This window comes from Plantactinospora sp. CA-290183, assembly GCF_050936375.1.
Lineage (GTDB): Bacteria > Actinomycetota > Actinomycetes > Mycobacteriales > Micromonosporaceae > Plantactinospora.
Genome location: NZ_JBNJMX010000001.1, coordinates 309,052 through 331,948 on the forward strand (window position 1 = coordinate 309,052; position 22,897 = coordinate 331,948).

Consider the following 22,897-nt stretch of genomic DNA (forward strand, 5'->3'; position numbering starts at 1 on the left):
CGAACCGAGCCGGGTGGGGGTTGCTGCGGCGCACTCCGACCGGCTCGGGCATCAGCCGAGTCCCAGCAAGCACGCGCCGGAATTCTCCGGAGCACACCGCACCGGCCTGCTTCCAGCACGGCTCACTTGTCGATGAGCAGCGCCGTCTGAGCGAGGTCGCGAAGATGACCGGAAGGAGTCCGTGCCGGGGAGCCTGCTGACCGCGGCGACCGCAGCGCACTGAGGGGCGGCGCTACGGCTGGAATACTAGTCCGCCGACGCCCGATGTGCCCGGCCGAGCCGGTCCGCGAGAATCCCCAGTTCCCGGACCAGCTCGGCCGGTTCGAGCACGGTGAAGTCGCAACCGAGCAGGCTGAGGTGCATCGCCAGGAAGCTGAGCGAGTCCGCGCCGGTGACGAGCAGGGCGTTGCGCGGGTCGACCGCCTCGACGGTCCCGGCCGTCGGCGGGACCCGTTCGGCGACCACCTGGGCCGGCGCGTGCACCAGGACCCGGGCCCGGAAGCGGTACGGCGCGGCGGTGATGGAGTCCGCGACGAAGGCCGCCGCCTCCGGCGGGTCGCGGGGGGTGAACCGGATCCCGGTCGTACGGAGGTCGGTGATCCGGTCCACCCGGAACGTCCGCCAGTCGTCCCGGTCCTCGTCCCGGGCGACCAGGTACCAGCGGCGGCCCGTGTGCACCAGGCGGTGTGGCTGCACCGTGCGCAGCCCCGGCTCGCCGTCGCGGGCCCGGTAGCCGAACGTGAGGCGGTGCAGGTTCCGGCACGCCTCGGCGATCACCGTGAGCAGCTCCGGGTCCACGGTGGGCGCATGGCCCGCCAGCGGTACGGTGGCCAGCCGCAGCGCGGCCGTACGCTGGCGCAGCCGGGCGGGGAGGATCCGCTCCAGCTTGGTCAGCGCCCGCAGCGAGGTTTCGGCGATGCCGGTCACGGTGTGGCTCGTCGCGGTGCGCAGGCTCAACACGACCGCCACCGCCTCGTCGTCGTCGAGCAGCAGCGGAGGGAGCGCCGACCCCGCGCCGAGCCGGTAGCCACCGGCGACGCCGGGGGTCGCCTGGACCGGGTACCCGAGGTCACGCAGCCGGGCGACGTCGCGGCGCAGCGTCCGTACGGTCACCCCCAGCCGCTCGGCCAACTCCGGACCGCGCCATTCCGGCCGGGTCTGCAGGATGGCGAGCAGTCGCAGCAGCCGTGCGGACGCGTCGAGCATGAACCAAGTCTGGCAGCGATCGAGGACCGGATCTGTCCGCAATCGAGGTTAGCCTGCGGACATGAGCATCGACTGGAACAGCCAGCTCGCCGACCAGCTGGACTGGCACTGGCAGAACCTTCTCCGGCCCCGGCTCGACGGGCTCACCGACGAGGAGTACCGCTGGGAGCCGGTTGCGGGCTGCTGGAGCGTACGCCCGCGGGCGGAGAGCGATCCCTCGGTAGCGCACGGCTCCGGCGAGTACGTCATCGAGTACGCGTGGCCCGAGCCGAGCCCGCCCCCGGTCACCACGATCGCCTGGCGGCTCGGCCACATCGTCGTCGGGGTGCTCGGCATGCGCAGCGCCGCCCACTTCGGCGGGCCGCCGTCCGACCCCGACAGCTTCGGCTACGCCGGCACCGCCGACGAGGCGCTGCGGCAGCTCGACGAGGCGTACGAGACGTGGAGCAAGGGCGTCCGAGGGCTCGGCGCGGCCGGACTGGAACGCCCGTGCGGCCCGGCCGAGGGCCCGTTCGCCGAGTTCCCGATGGCCGCGCTGGTGCTGCACATCAACCGCGAGACGATCCATCACGGGGCAGAGGTCTGCCTGCTCCGCGACCTCTACCGGAAGCAGGGCTGACTCCGATGGCGTACGACTTCCAGGTGACCCAGGACAGCGTCGACCCACACCCGCTCGCCGACTGGTGGGCCGAGACCCTCGGCTGGGAGGTGGAACCCTCCGACGAGGCGTTCATCCGCCGCATGGTCGACGAGGGGCACGCGGCCGAGAGCGACACCACCCGGCACAACGGGGTGCTGGTCTGGAGTGTGGGCGCGGCCATCCGGCACCCGGACGGGCCGCAGCGCGCGCCGCGGCTGCTGTTCCAGCTCGTGCCCGAGCGCAAAACGGTCAAGAACCGGATGCACCTCGACGTCCGGGTCGGCGGGGACGACGTCGAGGCGGTGGTCGGCGCGCTCGTCGCCCGGGGCGCGACCCGGCTGCACGACGGACGTCAGGGCCCGTACAGCTGGGTGACCCTCGCCGACCCCGAGGGCAACGAGTTCTGCGTCACCCCGTCGGCCGAGCCGGGCGGCTGAGGCACGGCTCGGCTCGGCTCGGCTCGGCTCGGCTCGGCTCGGCTCGGCTCGGCTCGGCGGAGCTTCCCGCAGGCAGGTGCCTGCGGGAAGCTCCGGGAGCTTTCGCGTACCGGTGGGTGCGGCCGGGTCAGGAGCTTTCGCGGGCGGCCGGGCCGCTGCCGAAGAGGACATCGTCCCAGCTCGGCAGGCGCTTGCGCGGCTTGCCGGCCGGGTCGCCGGACTCGCCGCCCGTCGGGCCACCCGTGCGGCGCGGCCGGAGGACCGCCAGCGACGGCACCGCCGGCACCTCCTTGGGCGCGTCGGCGTCGTCGTCGAACGCGGAACCCTGGCCCCCGCCGAGCAGCGCCGCGGCACCGCCGGCGACCGGACGCTGCCGCGGGGAGTCCTGGGATGCGGCCGGCTCCAGGCCACGGCCGGCGCTCGACCCCAGGGGACGGTCGAGCGAGGCGAGCAGCGCGTCGCGGCCGGCCCGGATCGGGTCCCGCCCCGGACGGGCGTGCTCCCCGGCGGCCGCCGGCAGCCCGTGTCCACCCCGGCCCAGCTCGCCCCGGGACGGTCCGGGCAGCGCGTGCCCGCTCCGCTCGGGCGGCGGTTCCTGCCCCAGGATCGGGGTCGGTCGCTCGGCGCAGAGATATTGCGCCATGTCGTCGTGCGGCGTGACCGCCTGGCGCGTCTTGTCGAGATCCCAGATCGCCTGCGCGGTGGCCTTGCCCGACGGCCAGGTCGCGACGATCCGCCACGTGCCGTCGTCCCGCCGGTAGGCGTCCCAGGAGATCTTCTCAGTGTCGATGCCGTGCTGCGACAGCCGGCCGTCCACGATCTCGGCGAGCGGCGTCGTCCGCTCCGCGTTCTTCAACCGGGTGCGCCGGGCGTGCTGGGCGAGCATCGCCCGCTCCTGCAACACCGGACCCGCGTAGCGCAGCACCCGGTCGACGGGAACGCCCGCGATCCGGGCGACGTCCTCAGCGGACTCACCCGCGCGGATCCGGGCCTGGATGTCCCGGGGGGACAGCGACGGCGCCGGGTCGTTGACCCCGGCCGCGGCCAGCGGCGGACCGCCGGGCTCGGCGTGCAGGACGGTCGCCACCCGTTCGTCGATCGGGAGCGCGAGAAGGCGGCCCACCTCGTCGGTGAGCACCATAGCTTGGCCGTCCTCGGAGAGGGCGACGAAGCGTACTGGCCGCATCGCGTTGCCTCCGTCCCGCCTCGCTGGCCCCACGCCACAGGTCAGAAGACACCCGGGCGTCCTCGACACACGGTACGCCGGATCGTCAACCGGTGGGGAGAGCCACGCCCGCATGTCGCGGGTGAGCTGCCGAATTGATCACCGGGTCGGGCGGTCCGACCGGACCGCCCGACCCGGAGACCGTACGGCTCTAGAGCCGGTCGACGAGGTAGTCGACGCAGGCGGTCAACGCCTCCACGTCGCTCGGCTCGACGGCCGGGAAGAGGGCGATCCGAAGCTGGTTGCGGCCCAGCTTGCGGTAGGGCTCGGTGTCGACGATCCCGTTGGCCCGCAGCGCCTTGGCGATCACCGTGGCGTCCACCCCGTCGGCGAAGTCCACGGTGGCCACGACGTTGGACCGCAGCCCCGGGTCGGTGACGAACGGGGTCGCCACCGCGGAGCGCTCGGCCCAGCCGTAGACCGCGGCGGCGCTCTCGGCGGTCCGCTTGGCCGCCCAGGCCAGCCCGCCCTGGGCGTTCATCCAGTCGGTCTGCTCGGCGGCCAGGAAGATGGTGGACAGCGCCGGGGTGTTGTAGGTCTGCTCCAGCCGCGAGTTGTCGATCGCGGTGACCAGGTCGAGGAAGGCCGGGATGTAGCGACCCGAGGACTTGATCTCGGTGGCCCGGGCCAGCGCGGCCGGCGACATCAGCGCGAGCCAGATCCCGCCGTCGGAACCGAAGCACTTCTGCGGGGCGAAGTAGTAGACGTCGGTCTCCCGTACGTCGACGTCCAGGCCGCCCGCGCCGGAGGTCGCGTCGACCAGCAGCAGCGCGTCGTCGTCGGCACCGGCCACCCGGCGGATCGGCACCGCGACACCGGTCGAGGTCTCGTTGTGCGGGGTGGCGTAGACGTCGACGCCGGCCTCGGCGACCAGCGTCGGGGCCGAGCCCGGGTCGGATTTGCGCACGGTCGGCTGGCCGAGGAACGGCGCGTCCGCGACCGACTTGGCGAACTTGGCGCCGAACTCGCCGAAGCTGGCGAACTGGGCGCGGTCGCGGACCAGCCCGAAGGCGGCGACCTCCCAGAAGGCGGTGGCGCCGCCGTTGCCGAGCACGACCTCGTACCCCTCGGGCAGGGAGAAGAATTCGGCCATGCCGCGGCGCAGCCGGGCGACCTGGTCCCGCACCGTCTTCTGCCGGTGGGAGGTGCCGAGGTACGTGGTGGCGACGTCGGCCAGCGCGGAGACCGCCGCGGGGCGCACCTTGGACGGGCCGCAGCCGAACCGGCCGTCGGCGGGCTTGATCTCGTCGGGGATCCGAATGGTCGATACGTCAGCCACGGTACGAAGATCCTTCCGGTGGGCCGATGGCCCGGGAGCGGGCGGTGGGTCCGGCGACGCTGCCGCCGGACCATCCTCGCATCCGGGCCGGTCCGGCCACCCCGTGATCCCACCTCGCCCACTGAGGCGTGCCCCACATCCAGTCGCCCGGGCGTCACCGGCGGGCAGACGCGCCACGTGCGTTAGGAAGGGGCCCTTCCTATACAAAAAGCGATAGGAAGGGGCCCTTCCTTACACGTCAGACGCCGTGGGGGACGGCGTCCCAGCCCTCGACCTCGGTGGGCTTGCGGGGGCCCGGACCCACGTATTTGGCGCCGGGGCGGACCAGCCGCTTGAGTCGCTTCTGCTCCAGGATGTGAGCGCTCCAGCCGCCCATCCGGGCGCAGGTGAACATCGAGGTGAACATGTGTGCCGGTACCTCGGCGAAGTCGAGCACCACGGCCGACCAGAACTCGACGTTGGTGGCGAGCACCCGGTCCGGCTTGCGGGCCTGGAGTTCGGCCAGGGCGGCCTTCTCCAGTGCCTCGGCGACCTCGAAGCGGGGGGCGCCGAGCTCCCGGGCGGTGCGCCGCAGCACCCGGGCGCGCGGGTCCTCGGCCCGGTAGACGCGGTGCCCGAAGCCCATCAGCCGCTCACCCCGGTCGAGTACGCCCTTGACGTACCCCTCGGCGTCGCCGCTGCGCTCGACCGCCTCGATCATGTGCAGCACCCGGGACGGGGCTCCGCCGTGCAGCGGGCCGGAGAGCGCGCCGATGCCGGAGGAGATGCAGGCGGCGGCGTCGGCGCCGGTGGAGGCGACGATCCGGGCGGTGAAGGTGGAGGCGTTCAGGCCGTGTTCGGCGGCGGAGATGAAGTAGGCGTCGACGGCCTTGACGTGCCGGGGGTCGGGTTCGCCGCGCCAGCGCTTCATGAACCGCTCAACGATGGTCTCCGCCTTGTCGATCTCCTTCTGCGGCACCGCCGGCAGGCCGAGGCCGCGTGCCGACTGGGCGACGAAGGAGAGCGCGGTGACCGAGACCCGGGCCAGGTCCGCCCGGACCTGCTCGTCAGAGATGTCCAGCAGTTGTGAGAGTCCCCAGTACGGGGCGAGCATCGCCACGGCGGACTGCACGTCGACCCGGATGTCGCCGGAGTGCACCGGCACCGGAAACGGCTCGGCCGGGGGCAGGCCGGGACCGAACCGGCCGTCCACCAGCAGCGCCCAGACGTTGCCGAAGGAGACCTGGCCGATCAGGTCCTCGATGTTGACCCCGCGATAGCGCAGCGACCCTCCTTCCCTGTCGGGCTCGGCGATTTCGGTCTCGAAGGCGATCACGCCTTCCAACCCCGGCTTGAAGTCGGACATGCTGCGCTCCTGGATCGATCGTCCGTGCATTCGACGCGCTCATCCGGTGTATGTGCCGGCAGAACGCCGTGGGCGAACCCAAGGATGTATTCGTGCCATCTTGCCTGGTGGGTAACTAACTTGCGAGCCTGCGCCGTTGTGCTATGCGCGACATGGTCGACGCTGGCTCCCGTCGATGCGGGTGGGTCGGCAAGCTGGTGCTGGCCGCTACGGTTCGAGCGGACTGGCGATCGAGGCGCGAGGATGTGACGTGATGGGGGACACAGTGCGGCCGGCCGGCCTGCGCCGGGAGTACGCGGCGGCGGAGGGGCTGGCCGAGGCCGATCTGGCGGCTGACTGGTGGGTCCAGTTCCACGCCTGGTTCCTCGACGCGGTCGCCGCCGGCCTGCCCGAGCCGAACGCGATGGTGGTGGCCACCGCCGACGCCGACGGCCGGCCCAGCACCCGGACGGTCCTGCTGAAGGGGTACGACGAGCGCGGGCTGGTGTTCTTCACCAACCACGAGTCGCGCAAGGGGACCGAGGCGCGGGCCAACCCCTACGCGAGCCTGCTCTTTCCGTGGTTTCCGATGCAGCGGCAGGTGGTGGTCTGCGGCGCGGTCGCCCCGGTGGACCGGGCGGAGACCGAGGCGTACTTCGCGTCCCGGCCGCGCGGCTCCCAGCTCGGCGCCTGGGCCAGCCCGCAGTCCCGGGTGCTGCCCGACCGGGACATCCTCCAGCGGCGGTACCTGGCCGCAGCCGAGCGCTTCCCGGAGGAGGTGCCGGTGCCGGCGCCGCCGCACTGGGGTGGCCTGCGGGTGGCGCCGGAGTCGGTGGAGTTCTGGCAGGGACGGGCCAGCAGGCTGCACGATCGGCTGCGTTACCGTCGGACCGGTGCGGAATGGATCATTGAGCGGCTGGCGCCTTGACCGAGGTTGACCGGGACGCCGCCCCTTCCGGGAGCGGACCGTCCGGTCACGGTCCGGCGGGACCGCCGGGGCGGCGCGACGGGGATCGGGCGAAGAGCCGCACCGCGGTCCGGGGGGCCGCGCGGTGGGCGATCGACGTACGGCCGCTGCGGGTGCCGGCGTACCGGCGGCTCTGGCTCGGCAACGGCGTCTCGATGTTCGGCTACCAGCTCACCGCGGTCGCCGTACCGGTCGAGATGTTCGCGCTGACCGACGACTCGCTCTGGGTCGGGTTGCTGGGCATCGCCGGATTCGTCCCGTTGCTGGTCTTCGGGCTCTGGGGCGGGGCGGTCGCCGACGCGGTCGACCGGCGTCGGCTGCTGCTCGCCAGCTCCGTGCTGATGTGGGCGTCCACGCTCGGGCTGCTGCTCCAGGCGGTGTTCCGGGTCGGCAGTCCGGTCCTGCTGCTGGCCCTGGTCGCCGTGCAGTCCACCGCCTTCGCGATCAGCTCGCCGGCCCGGCAGGCGATCATCGCCCGGCTGGTCCCGACCGGGCTGGTCCCAGCGGCGAACACGCTCGGCTTCACCACCAGCACCGGCGGCGCGGTCCTCGGGCCGCTCGCCACCGGCCTGATCTTCTCGGTGGCCTCGGTCGAGGCGGCGCTGCCGGTCGCGTACGGGCTGGACGCCCTGCTCTTCACCGTCTCGCTCTGGGCCACCTACCGGCTGCCCCCGATCCCGCCGGAGCCGGACGCCGACGGGAACACGGCGCCGCGCCGGGCCGGGTTGCGCAGCATCGCGGACGGCTTCCGCTACCTGGCCGGTACGCCGGTGCTGCTGCTCTCCTTCGCCGTGGACATCATCGCGATGGTGCTGGCGATGCCCCGCGCGCTCTTCCCCGAGGTGGCGCAGGAGCGCTTCGGCGGCGGTGCGGCGATCGGCTGGCTGTTCAGCGCGATCGCGCTCGGCTCCGTGCTCGGCGGGCTCACCTCGGGATGGATCAGCCGGATCCGTCGCCAGGGGGTGGCGCTGGTGGTCGCGGTGGTCGGCTGGAGCCTGGCGATCGCCGCGGCCGGGCTGGCCCGGCAGCTCTGGCTGGTCGTCGGGCTGCTCGCCCTGGCCGGCGCCGCCGACCTGGTCAGCTCGGTCTTCCGGCAGTCGATGCTCCAGGTGTACGCCCCGGACCGGATGCGGGGGCGGTTGCAGGGGGTCAACATCACCGTGGTGGCCGGCGGGCCGCGCCTGGGTGACCTGCGGGCCGGGGCGATGGCCGCCGCGTTCGGGGTCGGCTTCGCCTGGGTCGGCAGCGCGGTGGCGGCGGCGGTGCTCGCCGTACTGCTCGGTCTGCTCTTTCCCGCCCTGCTGCACTACCGGGCGCCGAACGAGGAGCCCGACGCCGATTCGGCCCGGCCGCCGGCGTCGCCGCCCGGCCGGCCGCCGGGCCCGCCGCCGGGCCCGGCCGCCGGGGAGCCGGGCGGCGTGCCCGGGTAGGGGCTATCGTCCCGGGATGGACATCGTCAAGACGGAGGCCCGACCGCTCTCCGGTGCACAGTGGACGATCGAGGCCGACGGCCAGGAGGCCGTGGTGGTCGAGGTCGGTGGCGGACTGCGGGCCTACCGGGCGGGCGGGGTCGACTACGTCGACTCCTACGGCGAGGACGAGCTGCCGGACGGCTGCGAGGGGCAGATCCTGGCCCCCTGGCCCAACCGGATCCGCGACGGCCGGTACTCCTTCGGCGGTCAGACCCGGCAGTTGTCGCTCACCGAGCCGACCCGGCACACCGCCATCCACGGCCTGGTCAACTGGCAGCCCTGGCGGCTGGAGTCGAAGACCGCGGACACCCTCGTGGTGAGCTGCGAGATGCCGGCCCAGCTCGGCTACCCGTGGCCGCTGCTGCTGCGGACGCAGTGGCGGGTCGGCGCCGACGGCCTGCGCGCCACCCACCAGGTGACCAACGTCGGCCGGGCGGAGTGCCCGTTCGGCATCTCCGTGCACCCGTACCTGCGGCTGCCCGGGGTGGCCGTGGACGACCTGCTGCTGCGGGTGCCGGGCCGCAGCCGCCTGCTGCTGGACGGCCGGCTGCTGCCGATCGGGGTGGCGAAGGTGGCCGGCAGCGAGTACGACTTCACCGAGTCCCGCCGGATCGGTACGGCGGTGCTGGACGTGACCTTCGGCGACCTGGACCTCGACCCGGCCGGTGCCGAGGCGTCCCGCGTCACGCTCGGCGCGCCGGACGGTTCGGCGGCGGTGAGCATGTGGGCGGACCCGTCGTTCGGCTGGTGGCAGGTCTTCACCGGGGACACCCTGGTCGGCGACCGTCACCGGCGCTCGGTGGCGGTGGAGCCGATGACCTGCCCGCCGGACGCGTTCCGCTCGGGCAAGGACGTGATCGTGCTGGCGCCGGGGCAGAGCTGGGAGGCGTCCTGGGGCATCCGCCCGGGGCACTGACCCGGGCGGCAGCGGCGACGACGGAGGGCAGGACATGGAGTTCTCGGCGGTCGTACGGCGGCGGCGGATGGTCCGCAACTACGACCCGGACCGGCCGGTACCGCCGGAGGTGCTGGACCGGCTGCTCGACCACGCCGTCCGGGCGCCGTCCGCCGGGTTCTCCCAGGGCTGGGGCTTCCTCGTGTTGGAGACGGCCCGGGACCGGGACCGGTTCTGGGCCGTCACCAGCCCGGCGGCGGCCGGCCCGTCGGACGCCGCGCCGGACGCCGCGACCGCCGGGCAGAGCCGCTGGCTGACCGGGATGCGGCGGGCCCCGCTGATCGTGGTCCCGCACGCCAACCGCTCCGCGTACCTGGACCGGTACGCCGAGCCGGACAAGGGCTGGACCGACCGGGACGAGGCCCGCTGGCCGGTGCCGTACTGGCACGTCGACACGGGGTTCGCGGCGTTGCTGATGCTGTTGACCGCGGTCGACGAGGGGCTGGGCGCCTGTTTCTTCGGCATCCCCCCAGAACGGACCGGCGCCTACCGGGAGGAGTTCGGGGTGCCGGCGGAGTTCACCCCGATCGGGGCGCTCACCGTCGGCTATCCGGCGCCCGACCGGCGTTCGCCGTCGTTGAAACGCGGTCGCCGTCCGGTCGACGAGGTGGTACACCGGGGGCGGTGGAGCTGATCCGGCGTAGGAAAGCACCGGACGCAGTAACGAAACTGACATCCGGGAACAAACCGAGGGGCTGCGCGAGGTCGCTAGGCTGACGGACGTCATTGGTAGGGTGCGGCGCGCCGGGGTGGAGCGCCGCCGAGGCGGGCGAGGGGTCAGGCCAGCACGGCCGGGGGAGGGGAGCGTGCCGTCGTGATCTTCAAAGCGGTTCGGGACGGGCGTCCCTACCCGGAGCACGGGCTCACGCTGAAGCAGTGGGCGGAGATCCCACCGCGTCCGCTGCGGCTGGACCAGTTGATCACGACGAAGCGGGAGCTCGCCCTCGACAAGCTGCTCGCCGAGGACTCCACCTTCTACGGCGACCTGTTCCCGCACGTGGTGCAGTGGGGTGGCGGGCTCTACCTGGAGGACGGCCTGCACCGGGCGCTGCGCGCCGCTCTCCAGCAGCGCAACCAGATCCACGCCCGGGTGCTGATCCTGCACGGGGCCTGAACGGCGGCCGTTCGCCGGGCGCGCCCTCGGCTGACGGGTCGTTAAGGTGGCCGGCATGACCGCGCGTACTGACCAGCCCCGGACGAACCGGCGGAGCTACCCGCTGGAGCTGCTCGACCTCGACGCCACGCTGGCCGAGGAGGAGCGCCAGATCCGCGACGTCGTGCGCCAGCTCGTCGACACCCGGGTACGCCCGCACGTCGCCGGCTGGTACGAGGCCGGCGAGGCGCCGGTCCGCGAGCTGGCGGTGGAGTTCGGCCGGCTCGGCCTGCTCGGCATGCACCTGACCGGCTACGGCTGCGCCGGGGCGTCCGCGCTCGCGTACGGGCTGGCCTGCCTGGAGCTGGAGGCCGGCGACTCGGGGGTACGGTCGCTGGCGTCGGTGCAGGGCTCGCTGGCCATGTACGCCATCTGGCGTTACGGCTCGGAGGAGCAGAAGCGGCGCTGGCTGCCCCCGATGGCGGCCGGCGAGACGATCGGCTGCTTCGGGCTGACCGAGCCGGACCACGGCTCCGACCCGGCCTCGATGGCCACCCGCGCCCGCCGGGACGGCACCGACTGGGTGCTGACCGGCGGCAAGATGTGGATCACCAACGCGCCGGTCGCCGACGTCGCGGTGATCTGGGCCCGCACCGACGACGGGGTACGCGGCTTCGTCGTACCGATGTCCACGCCGGGGGTGGCGGCCCGGGAGATCCGCCGGAAGATGTCGCTGCGCGCCTCCTCGACCGGGGAGATCGTCCTGGACGAGGTCCGGTTGCCGGCGGACGCCCGACTGCCGGAGGCGGTCGGGCTCAAGGCCCCGCTGAACTGCCTCACCCAGGCGCGGTACGGCATCGTCTGGGGTGCGCTCGGCGCGGCGCGGGACTGCCTGCACACCGCGCTGGACTACGCCACGACCCGGGAGCAGTTCGGCCGGCCGATCGCCGGCTTCCAGCTCACCCAGGCCAAGCTGGCGGACATGGCGGTCGAGCTCCAGAAGGGCTACCTGCTGGCGCTGCACCTCGGCCGGCTCGCCGACGTCGGCACGCTGCGCCCGGAGCAGGTCAGCGTCGGCAAGCTCAACAACGTACGGGAGGCGCTGGCGATCGCCCGGCAGTGCCGGACCATCCTCGGCGCGAACGGCGTCAGTGGGGAGTACCCGGTGCTGCGGCACGCCAACAACCTGGAGAGCGTGCTCACCTACGAGGGCACCTCCGAGATCCACCAGCTCGTCATCGGAGCGCGCCTGACCGGCCTGTCCGCGTTTGCCTGACCGGCCGCTCACGTCTGGCTGACGGCCCGTGCGGCCGATTCGACCCGTCTGTCCGGGATTAGCGGCTCCCCTTGCCGGGTAGCCCACGCCGTGCCCGACTATCCGCAGATGATCGTGCCGGTCGACCACGTCGAGCCGGTGCCCCGGCGGATCCGCGCCGTGCTCAACGGCCGGGTGGCGCTGGACACCGTGCACGCCCGGTACGTCTGGGAGTGGCCGAACTACCCGCACTACTACGTCCCGCTGGCCGACGTCGACCAGAGCCTGCTGGTCGACGAGCAGGACGTGCAGCAGTTCCCCCAGGGCCTGGCCCGGCAGTACGGCATCCGGTCCGGCGATGTCCGCCGCTCGGGGGTCGTCCGGGTGCACACCGCCAAGTCCCTGCCGGGGCTGGCCGACATGGTCCGCTTCGAGTGGGACGTGTTCGACTCCTGGTTCGAGGAGGACGAGGAGGTCTTCGTCCACCCGCGCAACCCGTACACCCGGGTGGACGCCCTGCGGTCGACCCGGGGGGTGCGGATCGAGCTGGACGGCGTGCTCCTGGCCGAGTCCTCGTCCCCGGTGATGGTCTTCGAGACCGGCCTGCCGACCCGCTACTACCTGAACCGCACGGAGGTGGACTTCTCCCACCTGGTGCCCTCGAACACCGCCAGCGCCTGCCCCTACAAGGGGCGGACCAGCGCCTACTGGTCGGCCCGGATCGGTGACACGACCTACCCGGACCTGGCCTGGAGCTACGGGTACCCGACCGGGAGCCTGCTGCGCATCGCCGGCCTGATCGCGTTCTACAACGAGAAGACCGATGTCACGCTCGACGGTGCGCGGCTGGACCGCCCCGAGACGCTCTGGTCGAAGTAGGCCGTGGTCCGGTGTCGTCCGAGGAGCTGCTGGGCCGGGTGGTGGAGGTGCTGGTCACCGTCATCGAGGCGGTCGGCGCGGCGGTGATCTTCATCGGGGCGGTCTGGACCGCCGGCCGGTTCGTGGTGGACGGGGTCCGGCACCGGGACGCCGGGGTCTTCACCCCGATCCGGCTCTCGCTGGGGCGGTTCCTCACCCTCGGGCTGGAGTTCCAGCTCGCCGCCGACATCCTGCGTACCGCGGTCTCGCCGAGCTTCGGCCAGCTCGGGCGGCTGGCGGCGATCGCCACGATCCGGACCGCGCTGAACTACTTCCTGCGCCGGGAGATCGACCGGGAGCAGCGGCAGCTCGGCGCCGACCCGCCGGGTCCGGCCCCGGCAGGCCGCCGGTGAGGCCGCTGGTCACCGCGCTGACCGCGCTGGCGCTGGGTACGGCGGCGGTGGCGCTGCTGAGCACCCGGTCCTGGCGGGCGGCGCTGCGGGTGCTGCTCGACCTGCTCACCGCCGCCGGGCTGCTCCGGCTCGCCGCCGCGCAGACCTGGACCGATCTCGCCGCCGCCGCGATCGTCGTGGCGCTGCGCCAGCTCGTCTCGACGGTGCTGCTCGGCCGGACCAGCCGGTCGCCCGTCGCGGCACCGCCACCGGTCGCGACCCGCCGCCGGCCAACCTGACGGGGGGCAGGCCGGCCGGCGACGGTCGCTTTATCTCGGCGGTCGGGGAACGGGCGCCGTGGGATTCGCCCGTTCCCCGACCGTCCTTAGAAGCCGCGCCGGCTGTTCGGGTCAGCGGCGACGGCCAGTACCTGCTGCAGGCCCCGGTAGGCCGGCTTGGGCTGGAAGTTCTCGTCCATCGGGGTGGCGCCACCCTGGCCCTCGAACCAGCCGGGGACCCAGGAGTACTTGTCGGTGAAGCCCCACACCGTGAACATCACGCAGCGCGGGGTGAGCAGGCAGGCCTGGAGCAGCGTGTTGAAGCTGCCCACCTGCCCGGCCTCCTTGTAGGTGTCGACCGGCAGGAAGTACCGGACGTCGACCTCGGTGAAGGCGGTCTGCAGGCCGAGCCGGTCGAACCGCGCCAGGTTCTGCGGGGCGTCGATCGGCAGCGGGTACTGCAGGTCGAGGTGGCCCTGGAAGCCCATGCCGTGCAGCGGGACCCGCTGCTTGCGCAGCTGCTTGGCCAGCTCGTAGTAGGCGGTGCTCTTCGGGTTGATGTTGTCGATCGCGTAGTCGTTGAGGAAGAGCTTCGCGTTCGGGTCGGCGGCGTGCGCCCAGCGCAGCGCGTCGGCGATGTAGTTCGGGCCGAGGTGCTGGAGGAAGATGCTGTCCCGCAGCACCGGGTTGTCGCCGTCGGTGAACGCCTCGTTGACCACGTCCCAGGCGCGTACCTTGCCCCGGAAGTGCTTGACCACGGTGGTGATGTGGTTGCGTACGATGTCGCGGAGTTCCGCCGAGCTGATCGAACCGTCGGCGACGCCCTCGTTCAGCCAGGCGGGTGCCTGGTTGTGCCAGATCAGGGTGTGGCCGTGCACCTTCTGGCCGTTGCGCCGGGCGAACTCGACCAGCTCGTCGGCCGGGCCCCAGTTGTACTCACCGCGGGTCGGCTCCAGGGACTCCCACTTCATGGCGTTCTCGGCGGTGACCGCGGAGAATTCGCGGCTCACGTGTTCGCGGTACTCGGGGTCCGAGTCCAGGACGTCCATGTCGACCGCCGTGCCGAACCCGAGGCCGTGCTTACGGGCGAGCGTCCGCAGCGGCAGGTCGGTCGAGGGGGTGCCCGGTAGGTGGGCGACCGAGCTGCCGGTCGCCGGGCGTGCCGGGGCGGCGGTGAGCTGCGGTGCGGCTCCGGCGGCCGACGGGCCGACGGAGTAGAGCACAGTGGCCGCCAGCGCGCCGGCCACGACGATCCGAAGTTTTCCCATTCGAACGAAACCTCCAGGTGTGGTTCGAAAAGCTCTCTGCCGGGCCGCGAGACCCGGCACGAGTTGTGGATCCGTCGAGAGATGGGGGACGGGTGCGTGATCCGTTCCGGAACGCCGCCCGGGCCGCGATTTACTGCATCGAGGAGTGTCGTGAATCTGACACTTGACATTGACCGGTGGCCACGGTGGGTCTCAGCGGGTCTGCTCCATCGCGGCGGCGAACTCCTCCGGGGTCAGCTCCGCCCGGAACAGCCGTTGCAGGTTGGCGTCCAGCGCCGTCGCCACGGCCGGCGCCACCGCCTGGTCCCAGGCCAGGCTGTACGACGGGGCCCGCGTCGCCAACTGGTAGACGAACGTGTTGAACGGGGCGTCCTTCGAGTCCTTCAGCCGGGGCAGGCCGTCGGTGACCGGGGGCACCTCGCCGCCGGCGATCAGCGTGTCGAGGTAGGCGTCGGACGCCACGCTCCGGACGAACTCGATCGCGGCGTCCCGGTGCCGGCTGCTCGACGAGACCGAGAAGTACTGCGCCGGGATGCCGACCACGTCCGCCGGGTCGCCGGCCCCGCCCTGCACCGTCGGGAACGGCACCCAGCCCATCCGCCCGTCGAGGACGAACTCCGGGTACCGGCCGAGCTGGTTGCCGTATTCCCACGAGCCCATCAGGTGCATCGCGGCCTGGCCGGTGGCGAAGCGCAGCGAGGCGGTGCCGTCGTCGTACCCGACGGTGCTGAAGTCGTCGCCGAAGGCGCCCCGCTGGGCGAGTTCCTGCGCGTCCCGCAGCGCCTGGAGCACCGCCGGCTTCGACCAGGCGCCCGGCCGGGCGGCGGTGATGTCGGCGCTGGTCCCGGGGCCGCCGATCCGCTCGGCCAGGTACATCACGTACATCAGCTCGGCCCAGCCCTGGCCGCCGGCCAGTGCCATCGGGGTGATCCCGTCGGCCTTGAAGCGATCCACCAGGGAGAGCAGCTCGGCGTAGGTGGTCGGCGGACGGACGCCGGCCCGGGTGAAGAGATCCTTGTGGTAGAAGAGCAGCACCGGCTGGGTACCGCTCATCGGCACCCCGTACTGCCGGCCGTCGACCGCGCCGCCGGCCAGCACCCGGGGCAGGAAGGTACGGCCGACCCGGGGGTCCTGGGCCAGCGCCGGGCTCAGGTCGGCCAGCCGGCCGCCCCGGGCGAGCTGGGTCAGGGTGTCGCCGCCCCAGGTGACCAGCACGTCCGGCGCCTCCGCCGAATCCAGGACGCCGCGCAGCTTCTCCTTGTAGGTGTCGTTGCCGAAGGTGGTCAGCTCGACCGGCACCTCGGCGGTGGCGTTGTACCGCTTGACCAGCGCGTGCAGGGCCGAGTCGCGCCGGGGCGGGGTGAGCGCCCAGACCCGTACCGTCTCGGCGGTCCCGCCGTCCGGCGACACGGCGGGTGAGGTCAGCCGCCCGGGGTCGCGGTCCAGCCGGACGCCGGCCAGGGTGATGGCGAGGACCAGGATCGCGACCGCGGCGCTGGCCAGTGCGGCGCGGCGCTGCCGGGCCCGCCGGTAGCGCCGGCGGATCGCCGTGAAGGAGTCCGGAGCCGCCGACGGGAGCGCGGTCTGCGCCTCGGTCAGGGTCGCGGCGATCTCGTCGGCGAGCTGCCGATCCTGCCCGGGGCCAAGCTCGTCAACCACGACGTACGCTCCGAATCGCTGGCTGGGTCGACCCCAGGTGGGTGCGCAGGGCCTGCTTGGCCCGCGCGTACCTGCTGGAAACCGTGCCGGGCGGTTGGCCGCTCATCGCGGCGATCTCACTGAACGTGTAGCTGTAGAGGACGTGCAGCACCACGACCGTGCGTTCGGCCTTGCCCAGCTCCTGCAACGCCTGCCAGAGCGCGCTGTTGGTCACCACCGCGCCGGCGGGGTCGTCGGGGCGCCGGTCCACGTCGTCGCTGAGCACCTCGCGGCGCCAGCGCCGCCACCGGCTCACGTTGCGGGTCACGATGACCTGCCGCGCGTACGCCTCGGGGTTCTCCCGGGCCTTCTGCCATCGCTGCCACACCTCGACCACCGCAATCTGGGCGAGATCGTCCGCCTCCGCGGCGCTGCCGCAGATCAGGTACGCGAACCGCCGCAACGCGTCCAGACGTGCCCGAGCGAACTCCTCGGCATCGCTGAACGCACGCTGGGCCATTCAGCTCCCTCCTTCGGGGCCTAAACGCCGGGACCCGGCCGAACTGCTGCACAGGAACCTATCCGTTTCGGTGGCCGGCATCACCTCGTGGCCGCCGCTCACCGGCCCAGCCGAGGAATCGGGCGTGCAGTCCGGCCGGGTCGGGGCCGGGGTTGGGGTGGAGTCGGTGGAGGTCGTCGATGGCGTCGTAGAGCATGGTGGCGAGGTAGATGTGCAGGGCGGTGGGGTCGTTGGCGTATTCGATGGTGAGCAGGCTGCGGGCGGTGAGGCAGGGCCAGTCGACGGCGCAGGTTCGGCAGAGCCAGGTCGGGCGTTGTGGCAGGTGCTGTAGGGGTGGCGCCGACCTGTAGAGCTGCCCCGGCTGTGCGTCCGGCGCTGTCGGGGTGGGTTCGGTCGGGTCGTTCGGGGTCTGTGCCGGTGGTGGGGGCCTGTAGAGCTGCCCCGTCTGCGCGCCCAGGGCCGTCGGGGTGGGTCCGGCCGGGTCGTCGGGGGTCTGTCCCGGCTGTGCGCCCAGGTCCACAGGTGCGTCGGGGGGTTGGTGGGGTGGGTGATCCGGTCGTCGTGGGGGGTCTGCCCCGGTGGTGCGCCCAGGTCTACAGGTTGGTCGGGGGGTTGGTGGGGCGCGGTCATCCGGTGGCGCCTTGGGCGCGGTGGGCCTGGGCCCGGGTGAGGTGGCTGGGGTTGGGTTCGTGGATCGCGGTGGGTGCGTTCCAGGTCCGGAAGTGGCCCCGGTTGTCCGGCGGGGCCGAGCCGCGCGCCGTGGCGGCGGGCGCGGCTGACGGGCGGGGTCGTGACGGGCAGCCCCAGGGTTGGCCGCATCGGCAGTAGCGCCACAGCCGGCGCCAGTCCGGGCGGTGCGCTATCGCGGAATGTCGGAGCTGATTCACGTCCGTTCCTTCTCGTGGCGGCGCGGTGATTGGAGGCGGGGACCGACTCGGGTGGGAAGGGGTTTCCGCGACGGTCCCCGCACGGTTCCGCCCGTCCTTTTCCTCAGCGACGGATCCGGGCGGTTCCGCTGCATTCCAATCTGGACTGCGGGCGCGCGGAACGGGAGAATGCCAGCGCGTACTACGGAGCGCATCTGCGCACTTACAGAAAGGGTAAGCGAATGGACATGAACATGTGGATCCGGGCCTTGAAAGCCGCGCGCGCCAGTGCCGAGGTGTCGCAGGAGAAACTTGCCGCAATGATTAACTACAGCGCCTCCACGATCGCCGCGATCGAAACCGGACGACGACGGCCGACAATGGAGTTCGCGGTCGCCGCCGACGAGGCGCTACAGACCGGCGGACTGCTCGCCGAGTTGCTGGAGGCGGCCAACCGGCAGCAGGCGCCGACCTGGTTCGCGCCGTGGCGCTCCGCCGAGGAGCAGGCGACGCGGCTCCGTACGTTCGAACCGTCGCTGGTGCCGGGGCTGCTCCAGACCGAGGACTACGCCCGCGCGGTGCTGAGCGGCAGCGGGCTGCACACCCCGGAGGAGGTCGAACAACTCCTCCGGGCCCGGCTCGACCGGCAGGTGCTGCTGACCGGGGAGCGCCCCAAGCACTTCACCGCGATCGTGGACGAGATCGCGCTGCGCCGGGTGGTCGGCAGCCCGGAGATCCAGCGCGCCCAGCTCGGGTACCTGCTCGAACTGGCCACCCGGCGGCACATCCGGCTGCACGTGATCCCGTTCAGCGCGGGCGCGCACGCCGGGATGGCCGGCGGCTTCGTGCTGGCCACGATGCGGGACGGCGACGAGGTCGCACACATCGACGGGGTCTTCGGTCAGGTCATGGACCGACCCGACGCCGTCGGTACTGTGGAGCGTATGTGGGATGTCCTGCTCGGCGAGGCCCTGGCCGAGCGGGCCTCCCTGGAGCTGATCGAGAAGCTGGTGAGTGAACTGTGAACACTCCTGCCACCCCCCGCTGGCGCACCTCCACCCGGTCCGGCAACGGCGGCAACACCTGCGTCGAGGTCGCCGACAACCTGCCCGGCCGGGTCCTGGTCCGGGACAGCAAGGACCGCCAGGGTGCCGAACTGACCTTCGCCCCCGCGCCCTGGCGAGCCTTCCTGGCCGGGCTCGCCACCGACCGCTGAACACGCCACTGAGCTGCTGAAACTCGTTCAAGTCGCGACTGTCGTACCCGGGCCGTACCGTTGCATTCAGGTACTTCTCTGACAAGGACGGTGAGGGCCGATGTCCCGCAACGGCGATGTCAACGAGCCCACGCGTGAGTTCCCGGGATATGCCAAGGGGCAGGCGACGCCCGAGAAGGCCCGGCCCTGGATCCGGGCCACCGACGAGGGCGACGAGCCGGCCCACCCCGACCGGCACGACGCCGACGACACCCGGTCGGAGCCGACCGGCGCCGGCGGCGGCCGGTGGGGGCGCGGCCTCTTCGTGCTGGCCGGGGCGATCGGCCTGGTGATCGTGCTGGTTCTCGGCGTGCAGATGAGCGGGATCCTGCCCGAGTGGCGCAACCCGTTCGCCAAGGAGCAGACCGACCGCAGCCAGCCGGCGCTGCTCAAGTCGATCCAGGACCTCAGCCGCTACGTGGCGGCCGAGGGCAACTACGAGGTCGTGATCGACCTGCAGAAGGACCGCAAGTACGTGCCGGAGTTCCTGCTCAGCGAGCGGACGCTCTTCGTCGGCGCCGGCACCGTCGAGTCCTACATCGACTTCGCCCAGCTCGGTGAGGGCGCGGTCGTACAGTCGGCCGACCGCAAGTCGGCGGAGATCCGGCTGCCGGCGCCGCAGCTCGGCCAGGTCAACCTCGACATGGAGCGCAGCTACGTCTTCGCCGAGAAGCGCGGGTTGATCAACCACATCGGCGAGGTCTTCGGCGGCGACCCCAACCGGCAGCGCGAGGTCTACCTCAAGGCCGAGGAGCGGATCGCGGCGGCGGCCCGGGACAGCGGGCTCGGCACGCGGGCCCAGGAGAACACCCGGAAGATGCTCGAAGGGCTGCTCCGCTCGCTCGGCTACGAGAAGGTGACCATCACCTACACCCAGCCCTGACCGGCCCCGCGACGCAGACAGCGCCGCCCAGGTCTCCGGCGGGAGACCTGGGCGGCACCGGTTTGGGGAGGGAAAGCTCAGTAGGCGGCGCCCCTGGCCAGGTGGGTGTCCTCGTTCGGCATGATCATCCAGAGCGCCAGGTAGATGACCACCTGCGGACCGGGCAGCAGCACCGAGAGGACGAAGAGCAGCCGCATCATGCCGGCGGACATGCCGAACCGGCGGGCCAGCCCGGCGCAGACGCCGGCGATCTTCCGATTGTCCCGGGGGCGTACCAGCTTGCGACTCATCGTCAACGACTCCCTCACTCAGCGGTGGAACTGCCCGCACATCGGGTTCCACGGCGGCTGATTCCACGGTAGGAACGCCACGCCATGCCGCCCTCGGCCTCCAGGCGGATCCCGACGGTCCGTACCCGTAGGTACTTACCCCGGCCCGACGGTCCCGAAGCCTGCCGGCGAACCCGGGGTAGGCTCGCCGATCGGCAGGTCAGCGGCATCCTGGGATACCGGGACGACGCGGCCGGCCGGAGCCGGCAACGACGCCGGCACGGAAAGGGAATCCATGATCAGCGCCTTCGACCTCTTCACGGTCGGGATCGGTCCGTCCAGCTCACACACCGTCGGCCCGATGCGGGCGGCCCGGACGTTCGCCACCGGGCTCAAGGCGGACGGCCTGCTCGCCGACACCGCCCGGGTGTACGCCGAACTCTTCGGCTCGCTGGGCGCCACCGGGCACGGGCACGGCAGCGACCGGGCCGTGCTGCTCGGACTCGCCGGCGAGGCCCCGGAGACCGTCGACCCGGACCGGGTCCCGGCGGTGGTGGCGGAGATCCGCGCCACCGGTCGGCTGACGGTGCTCGGCGCGCACACCATCGACTTCGACGCCGACCGGGACCTGGTGCTGCACCGGCGCCGCTCCCTGCCGTACCACCCGAACGGGATGACCTTCACCGCGTACGACCGGGGAGGTGAACCGGTGCGGACCCGGACCTACTACTCCGTCGGCGGCGGGTTCGTGGTCGACGAGAGCGCGGCCGGCGCGGACCGGATCAAGCCGGACCCCACCCGGGTCCGGCACCCCTTCTCGACCGGCGCCGAGTTGCTGGCCCTGACCGCCGGGACCGGGCTGCCGATCAGCGGCATCATGCTCGCCAACGAGCGGTCCTGGCGGAGCGAGGCGGAGATCCGCGCGGGCCTGCTGGAGATCTGGCGGGTGATGCGGGAGTGCGTCGAGCGGGGCAGCCGGCGCGACGGGACCCTCCCCGGCGGCCTGCGGGTACGCCGCCGCGCGGCCGAGCTGCGGCGCGGCCTGGAGGCCGACCCCGACTCGACCGACCCGCTGCGGGTGATGGACTGGGTGACCCTCTTCGCGCTCGCGGTCAACGAGGAGAACGCCTCCGGCGGCCGGGTCGTCACCGCGCCGACCAACGGTGCGGCCGGGATCATCCCGGCGGTGCTGCACTACTACACCCGGTTCGTGCCGGGTGCCTCCGAGGACGGGGTGGTGCGGTTCCTGCTCGCGGCGGCGGCGATCGGCGTGCTGTTCAAGGAGAACGCCTCGATCTCCGGCGCCGAGGTGGGCTGCCAGGGCGAGGTCGGGTCGGCCTGCTCGATGGCGGCGGCCGGGCTGGCCGAGGCGCTCGGCGGCACCCCCGCCCAGGTGGAGAACGCCGCCGAGATCGGCATGGAGCACAACCTCGGGCTGACCTGCGATCCGGTGGGCGGGCTGGTGCAGATCCCCTGCATCGAGCGGAACGCGGTGGCCAGCATCAAGGCGATCACCGCCGCCCGGCTGGCGTTGCAGGGCGACGGCCGGCACGCGGTCTCGCTGGACAAGGTGATCAAGACGATGCGGGAGACCGGCGCCGACATGAAGGTCAAGTACAAGGAGACCGCCCGGGGCGGGCTGGCCGTCAACGTCATCGAGTGCTGACCCACCCGGCCGCGGCCCCGCTGGCCGCGGGGCCCCGCCGACCGGCTTGATCGCGGTGATCAGGGAGTTGGTATCGCGACGCGCCGACGACACGCGGGAACAGCTCCCTGATCACCGCGATCGAGGGGGGATGGGTTTGTGGCGAGGTTTCTGAGGGGGTTTTCCCGACTGGTAACCTTTGCCCCGTCAGCGGCTGTGTCGGCCGCCGGATCCGGGCTAGCCTGACCAGCACTATCGAGGACCCGACGAGCGGGAGCACGACGAGCGGGAGGCGGCGGTGACGGCTGGCGTGGCGGCGGTCTGGTCGCACCGCGGCACACTGCGACTGCTCGTCCGCCGCGACCTGGCGGTGAAGTACCAGCAGTCGGTGCTGGGCTACCTCTGGTCGCTGATCGAACCGCTCGGCATGGGCGCGATCTACTTCTTCGTCTTCGGCCTGCTCTACCGCTCGGCCACCAACCGCCACCTCGGCGACGCCGCCGACTCGTACCCGCTCTTCCTGATCACCGGTATCTTCGCCTGGATGTGGACCAGCTCGGCGATCGGCGAGGCCACCAACGCGCTCACCGGACAGGCCCGGCTGATCACCACCATGAACCTGCCCCGCGAGGTCTTCCCGATCGGCCGGGTGGCCGGCCGGTTCGCCGAATACCTCGCCGGGCTGCCGATCCTGATCGCCATCGCGATCGTCTACGCCTGGATCGGCAAGATCCACCTGGGCGTGACGCTGCTGGCCCTGCCGCTCGCCGTACTGATCCAGGCGACGCTGCTGATCGGCATCGCCCTGCTGCTCAGCTCGCTCAACGTCCTCATGCGGGACATCGAGCGGCTGATGCGGCTGGTCACCCGGGTGCTCTTCTACGCCACCCCGATCATCTACCCGCTGACCCTGGTCCGGAACTCCTCGCTGCCCGACTGGGTCAAGATCGCGTACGAGATCAACCCGCTGGTCGGGATCTTCCAGCTCCACCACGCCGTCTGGTACCCCGACGAGTTCCCCGACGCCCGGCTGCTCGCCGTGGCCGCCGGCGGCAGCCTGCTCGTCCTGCTCGCCGGCTGGTGGGTGTTCCGCCGGCTCGAACCCGCCGTACTCAAGGAGCTGTAGTGGGCGGGCCCATGATCGTCGCGGAGAACCTGGGCATCCGGTTCGT

At 72.4% G+C, this 22,897-nt stretch carries 24 protein-coding genes and 1 pseudogene; 16 read left to right on the top strand and 9 right to left on the bottom strand.

Annotation, left to right across the window (positions count from 1 at the left end):
• Nucleotides 1–246: 246 nt before the first annotated feature.
• The gene (locus tag ACQEUR_RS01455) at nucleotides 247–1,206 is read right to left on the bottom strand and encodes a helix-turn-helix transcriptional regulator (RefSeq protein WP_433024213.1); all 960 of its coding nucleotides are present in this window, start codon (nucleotides 1,204–1,206) and stop codon (nucleotides 247–249) included.
• A 61-nt stretch (nucleotides 1,207–1,267) separates the two neighbouring features.
• On the opposite strand from ACQEUR_RS01455, the gene ACQEUR_RS01460 reads away from it, so the two are divergent.
• Together ACQEUR_RS01460 and ACQEUR_RS01465 are read left to right on the top strand one after the other, a co-directional pair.
• Entirely contained in the window at nucleotides 1,268–1,825 is a 558-nt protein-coding gene (locus tag ACQEUR_RS01460; protein ID WP_433024215.1) for a DinB family protein, read from the top strand.
• A gap of 5 nt (nucleotides 1,826–1,830) precedes the next feature.
• Entirely contained in the window at nucleotides 1,831–2,283 is a 453-nt protein-coding gene (locus tag ACQEUR_RS01465; RefSeq protein ID WP_433024217.1) for a VOC family protein, read from the top strand.
• Nucleotides 2,284–2,410: 127 nt separating this feature from the next.
• On the opposite strand, the gene sepH is transcribed toward ACQEUR_RS01465, so the two are convergent.
• From sepH to ACQEUR_RS01480, 3 genes are all read right to left on the bottom strand, one after another.
• A complete protein-coding gene (gene sepH / locus ACQEUR_RS01470; protein WP_433024219.1) occupies nucleotides 2,411–3,469 on the bottom strand; it encodes a septation protein SepH in 1,059 nt (352 codons plus the stop codon).
• A 190-nt stretch (nucleotides 3,470–3,659) separates the two neighbouring features.
• A complete protein-coding gene (serC, locus tag ACQEUR_RS01475) occupies nucleotides 3,660–4,787 on the bottom strand; it encodes a phosphoserine transaminase (RefSeq protein WP_433024221.1) in 1,128 nt (375 codons plus the stop codon).
• 238 nt (nucleotides 4,788–5,025) lie between these two features.
• A complete protein-coding gene (locus tag ACQEUR_RS01480) occupies nucleotides 5,026–6,132 on the bottom strand; it encodes a citrate synthase 2 (protein WP_433024223.1) in 1,107 nt (368 codons plus the stop codon).
• A gap of 253 nt (nucleotides 6,133–6,385) precedes the next feature.
• Here ACQEUR_RS01480 and pdxH point away from each other — a divergent pair, with 253 nt between their 5' ends.
• The 9 genes and pseudogenes from pdxH (at nucleotide 6,386) to ACQEUR_RS01525 (ending at nucleotide 13,402) form a co-directional block, all read left to right on the top strand.
• On the top strand, nucleotides 6,386–7,039 hold the full coding sequence (gene pdxH, locus ACQEUR_RS01485; protein ID WP_433024225.1) for a pyridoxamine 5'-phosphate oxidase: 654 nt from the start codon (nucleotides 6,386–6,388) through the stop codon (nucleotides 7,037–7,039).
• Between the two features lie 131 nt (nucleotides 7,040–7,170).
• A pseudogene (locus tag ACQEUR_RS01490) lies at nucleotides 7,171–8,415 on the top strand (MFS transporter); the annotation flags it as partial.
• Between the two features lie 109 nt (nucleotides 8,416–8,524).
• Nucleotides 8,525–9,466, top strand: a complete 942-nt coding sequence (locus ACQEUR_RS01495) for an aldose 1-epimerase family protein (protein ID WP_433024227.1) — start codon at nucleotides 8,525–8,527, stop codon at nucleotides 9,464–9,466.
• A 34-nt stretch (nucleotides 9,467–9,500) separates the two neighbouring features.
• Nucleotides 9,501–10,139 carry a nitroreductase family protein gene (locus ACQEUR_RS01500; RefSeq protein ID WP_433024229.1) on the top strand — a complete coding sequence of 213 codons (639 nt, stop codon included), beginning with the start codon at nucleotides 9,501–9,503 and terminating at the stop codon, nucleotides 10,137–10,139.
• A 180-nt stretch (nucleotides 10,140–10,319) separates the two neighbouring features.
• The gene (locus ACQEUR_RS01505; protein WP_433024231.1) at nucleotides 10,320–10,619 is read left to right on the top strand and encodes a type II toxin-antitoxin system VapB family antitoxin; all 300 of its coding nucleotides are present in this window, start codon (nucleotides 10,320–10,322) and stop codon (nucleotides 10,617–10,619) included.
• A gap of 55 nt (nucleotides 10,620–10,674) precedes the next feature.
• Entirely contained in the window at nucleotides 10,675–11,874 is a 1,200-nt protein-coding gene (locus tag ACQEUR_RS01510) for an acyl-CoA dehydrogenase family protein (protein ID WP_433024233.1), read from the top strand.
• 108 nt (nucleotides 11,875–11,982) lie between these two features.
• Complete coding sequence (locus ACQEUR_RS01515; RefSeq protein WP_433024235.1) at nucleotides 11,983–12,732, top strand: DUF427 domain-containing protein; 750 nt, start codon at nucleotides 11,983–11,985, stop codon at nucleotides 12,730–12,732.
• 11 nt (nucleotides 12,733–12,743) lie between these two features.
• A complete protein-coding gene (locus ACQEUR_RS01520) occupies nucleotides 12,744–13,124 on the top strand; it encodes a DUF1622 domain-containing protein (RefSeq protein ID WP_433024237.1) in 381 nt (126 codons plus the stop codon).
• On the top strand, nucleotides 13,121–13,402 hold the full coding sequence (locus ACQEUR_RS01525) for a hypothetical protein (RefSeq protein ID WP_433024239.1): 282 nt from the start codon (nucleotides 13,121–13,123) through the stop codon (nucleotides 13,400–13,402). Before ACQEUR_RS01520 ends, ACQEUR_RS01525 begins: the two co-directional genes overlap by 4 nt.
• Before the next feature lie 86 nt (nucleotides 13,403–13,488).
• On the opposite strand, the gene ACQEUR_RS01530 is transcribed toward ACQEUR_RS01525, so the two are convergent.
• From ACQEUR_RS01530 to ACQEUR_RS01545, 4 genes are all read right to left on the bottom strand, one after another.
• Entirely contained in the window at nucleotides 13,489–14,649 is a 1,161-nt protein-coding gene (locus ACQEUR_RS01530) for an endo-1,4-beta-xylanase (RefSeq protein WP_433024241.1), read from the bottom strand.
• 192 nt (nucleotides 14,650–14,841) lie between these two features.
• Nucleotides 14,842–16,308: an extracellular solute-binding protein gene (locus ACQEUR_RS01535; protein WP_433024243.1), complete on the bottom strand. Its 1,467-nt coding sequence runs from the start codon at nucleotides 16,306–16,308 to the stop codon at nucleotides 14,842–14,844.
• Entirely contained in the window at nucleotides 16,301–16,807 is a 507-nt protein-coding gene (locus ACQEUR_RS01540) for an RNA polymerase sigma factor (RefSeq protein WP_433024245.1), read from the bottom strand. Before ACQEUR_RS01540 ends, ACQEUR_RS01535 begins: the two co-directional genes overlap by 8 nt.
• Nucleotides 16,808–16,865: 58 nt before the next feature.
• On the bottom strand, nucleotides 16,866–17,327 hold the full coding sequence (locus tag ACQEUR_RS01545; protein ID WP_433024247.1) for a hypothetical protein: 462 nt from the start codon (nucleotides 17,325–17,327) through the stop codon (nucleotides 16,866–16,868).
• A 588-nt stretch (nucleotides 17,328–17,915) separates the two neighbouring features.
• Between ACQEUR_RS01545 and ACQEUR_RS01550 the strand changes: the two genes are divergently transcribed.
• The 3 genes from ACQEUR_RS01550 (at nucleotide 17,916) to ACQEUR_RS01560 (ending at nucleotide 19,811) form a co-directional block, all read left to right on the top strand.
• Nucleotides 17,916–18,698, top strand: a complete 783-nt coding sequence (locus tag ACQEUR_RS01550) for a helix-turn-helix domain-containing protein (protein WP_433024249.1) — start codon at nucleotides 17,916–17,918, stop codon at nucleotides 18,696–18,698.
• On the top strand, nucleotides 18,695–18,889 hold the full coding sequence (locus tag ACQEUR_RS01555) for a DUF397 domain-containing protein (protein ID WP_433024251.1): 195 nt from the start codon (nucleotides 18,695–18,697) through the stop codon (nucleotides 18,887–18,889). The genes ACQEUR_RS01550 and ACQEUR_RS01555 overlap by 4 nt, the downstream gene beginning before the upstream one ends.
• 100 nt (nucleotides 18,890–18,989) lie before the next feature.
• On the top strand, nucleotides 18,990–19,811 hold the full coding sequence (locus ACQEUR_RS01560) for a DUF4230 domain-containing protein (RefSeq protein WP_433024253.1): 822 nt from the start codon (nucleotides 18,990–18,992) through the stop codon (nucleotides 19,809–19,811).
• Nucleotides 19,812–19,888: 77 nt separating this feature from the next.
• Here the strand turns inward: ACQEUR_RS01560 and ACQEUR_RS01565 are convergent, their stop codons facing one another.
• Nucleotides 19,889–20,101, bottom strand: a complete 213-nt coding sequence (locus ACQEUR_RS01565) for a PspC domain-containing protein (protein ID WP_433024255.1) — start codon at nucleotides 20,099–20,101, stop codon at nucleotides 19,889–19,891.
• A gap of 274 nt (nucleotides 20,102–20,375) precedes the next feature.
• On the opposite strand from ACQEUR_RS01565, the gene ACQEUR_RS01570 reads away from it, so the two are divergent.
• Both ACQEUR_RS01570 and ACQEUR_RS01575 read left to right on the top strand, forming a co-directional pair.
• Nucleotides 20,376–21,746: an L-serine ammonia-lyase gene (locus ACQEUR_RS01570; RefSeq protein ID WP_433024257.1), complete on the top strand. Its 1,371-nt coding sequence runs from the start codon at nucleotides 20,376–20,378 to the stop codon at nucleotides 21,744–21,746.
• Between the two features lie 277 nt (nucleotides 21,747–22,023).
• On the top strand, nucleotides 22,024–22,851 hold the full coding sequence (locus ACQEUR_RS01575; RefSeq protein ID WP_433024259.1) for an ABC transporter permease: 828 nt from the start codon (nucleotides 22,024–22,026) through the stop codon (nucleotides 22,849–22,851).
• The last annotated feature ends 46 nt before the right edge of the window (nucleotides 22,852–22,897 follow it).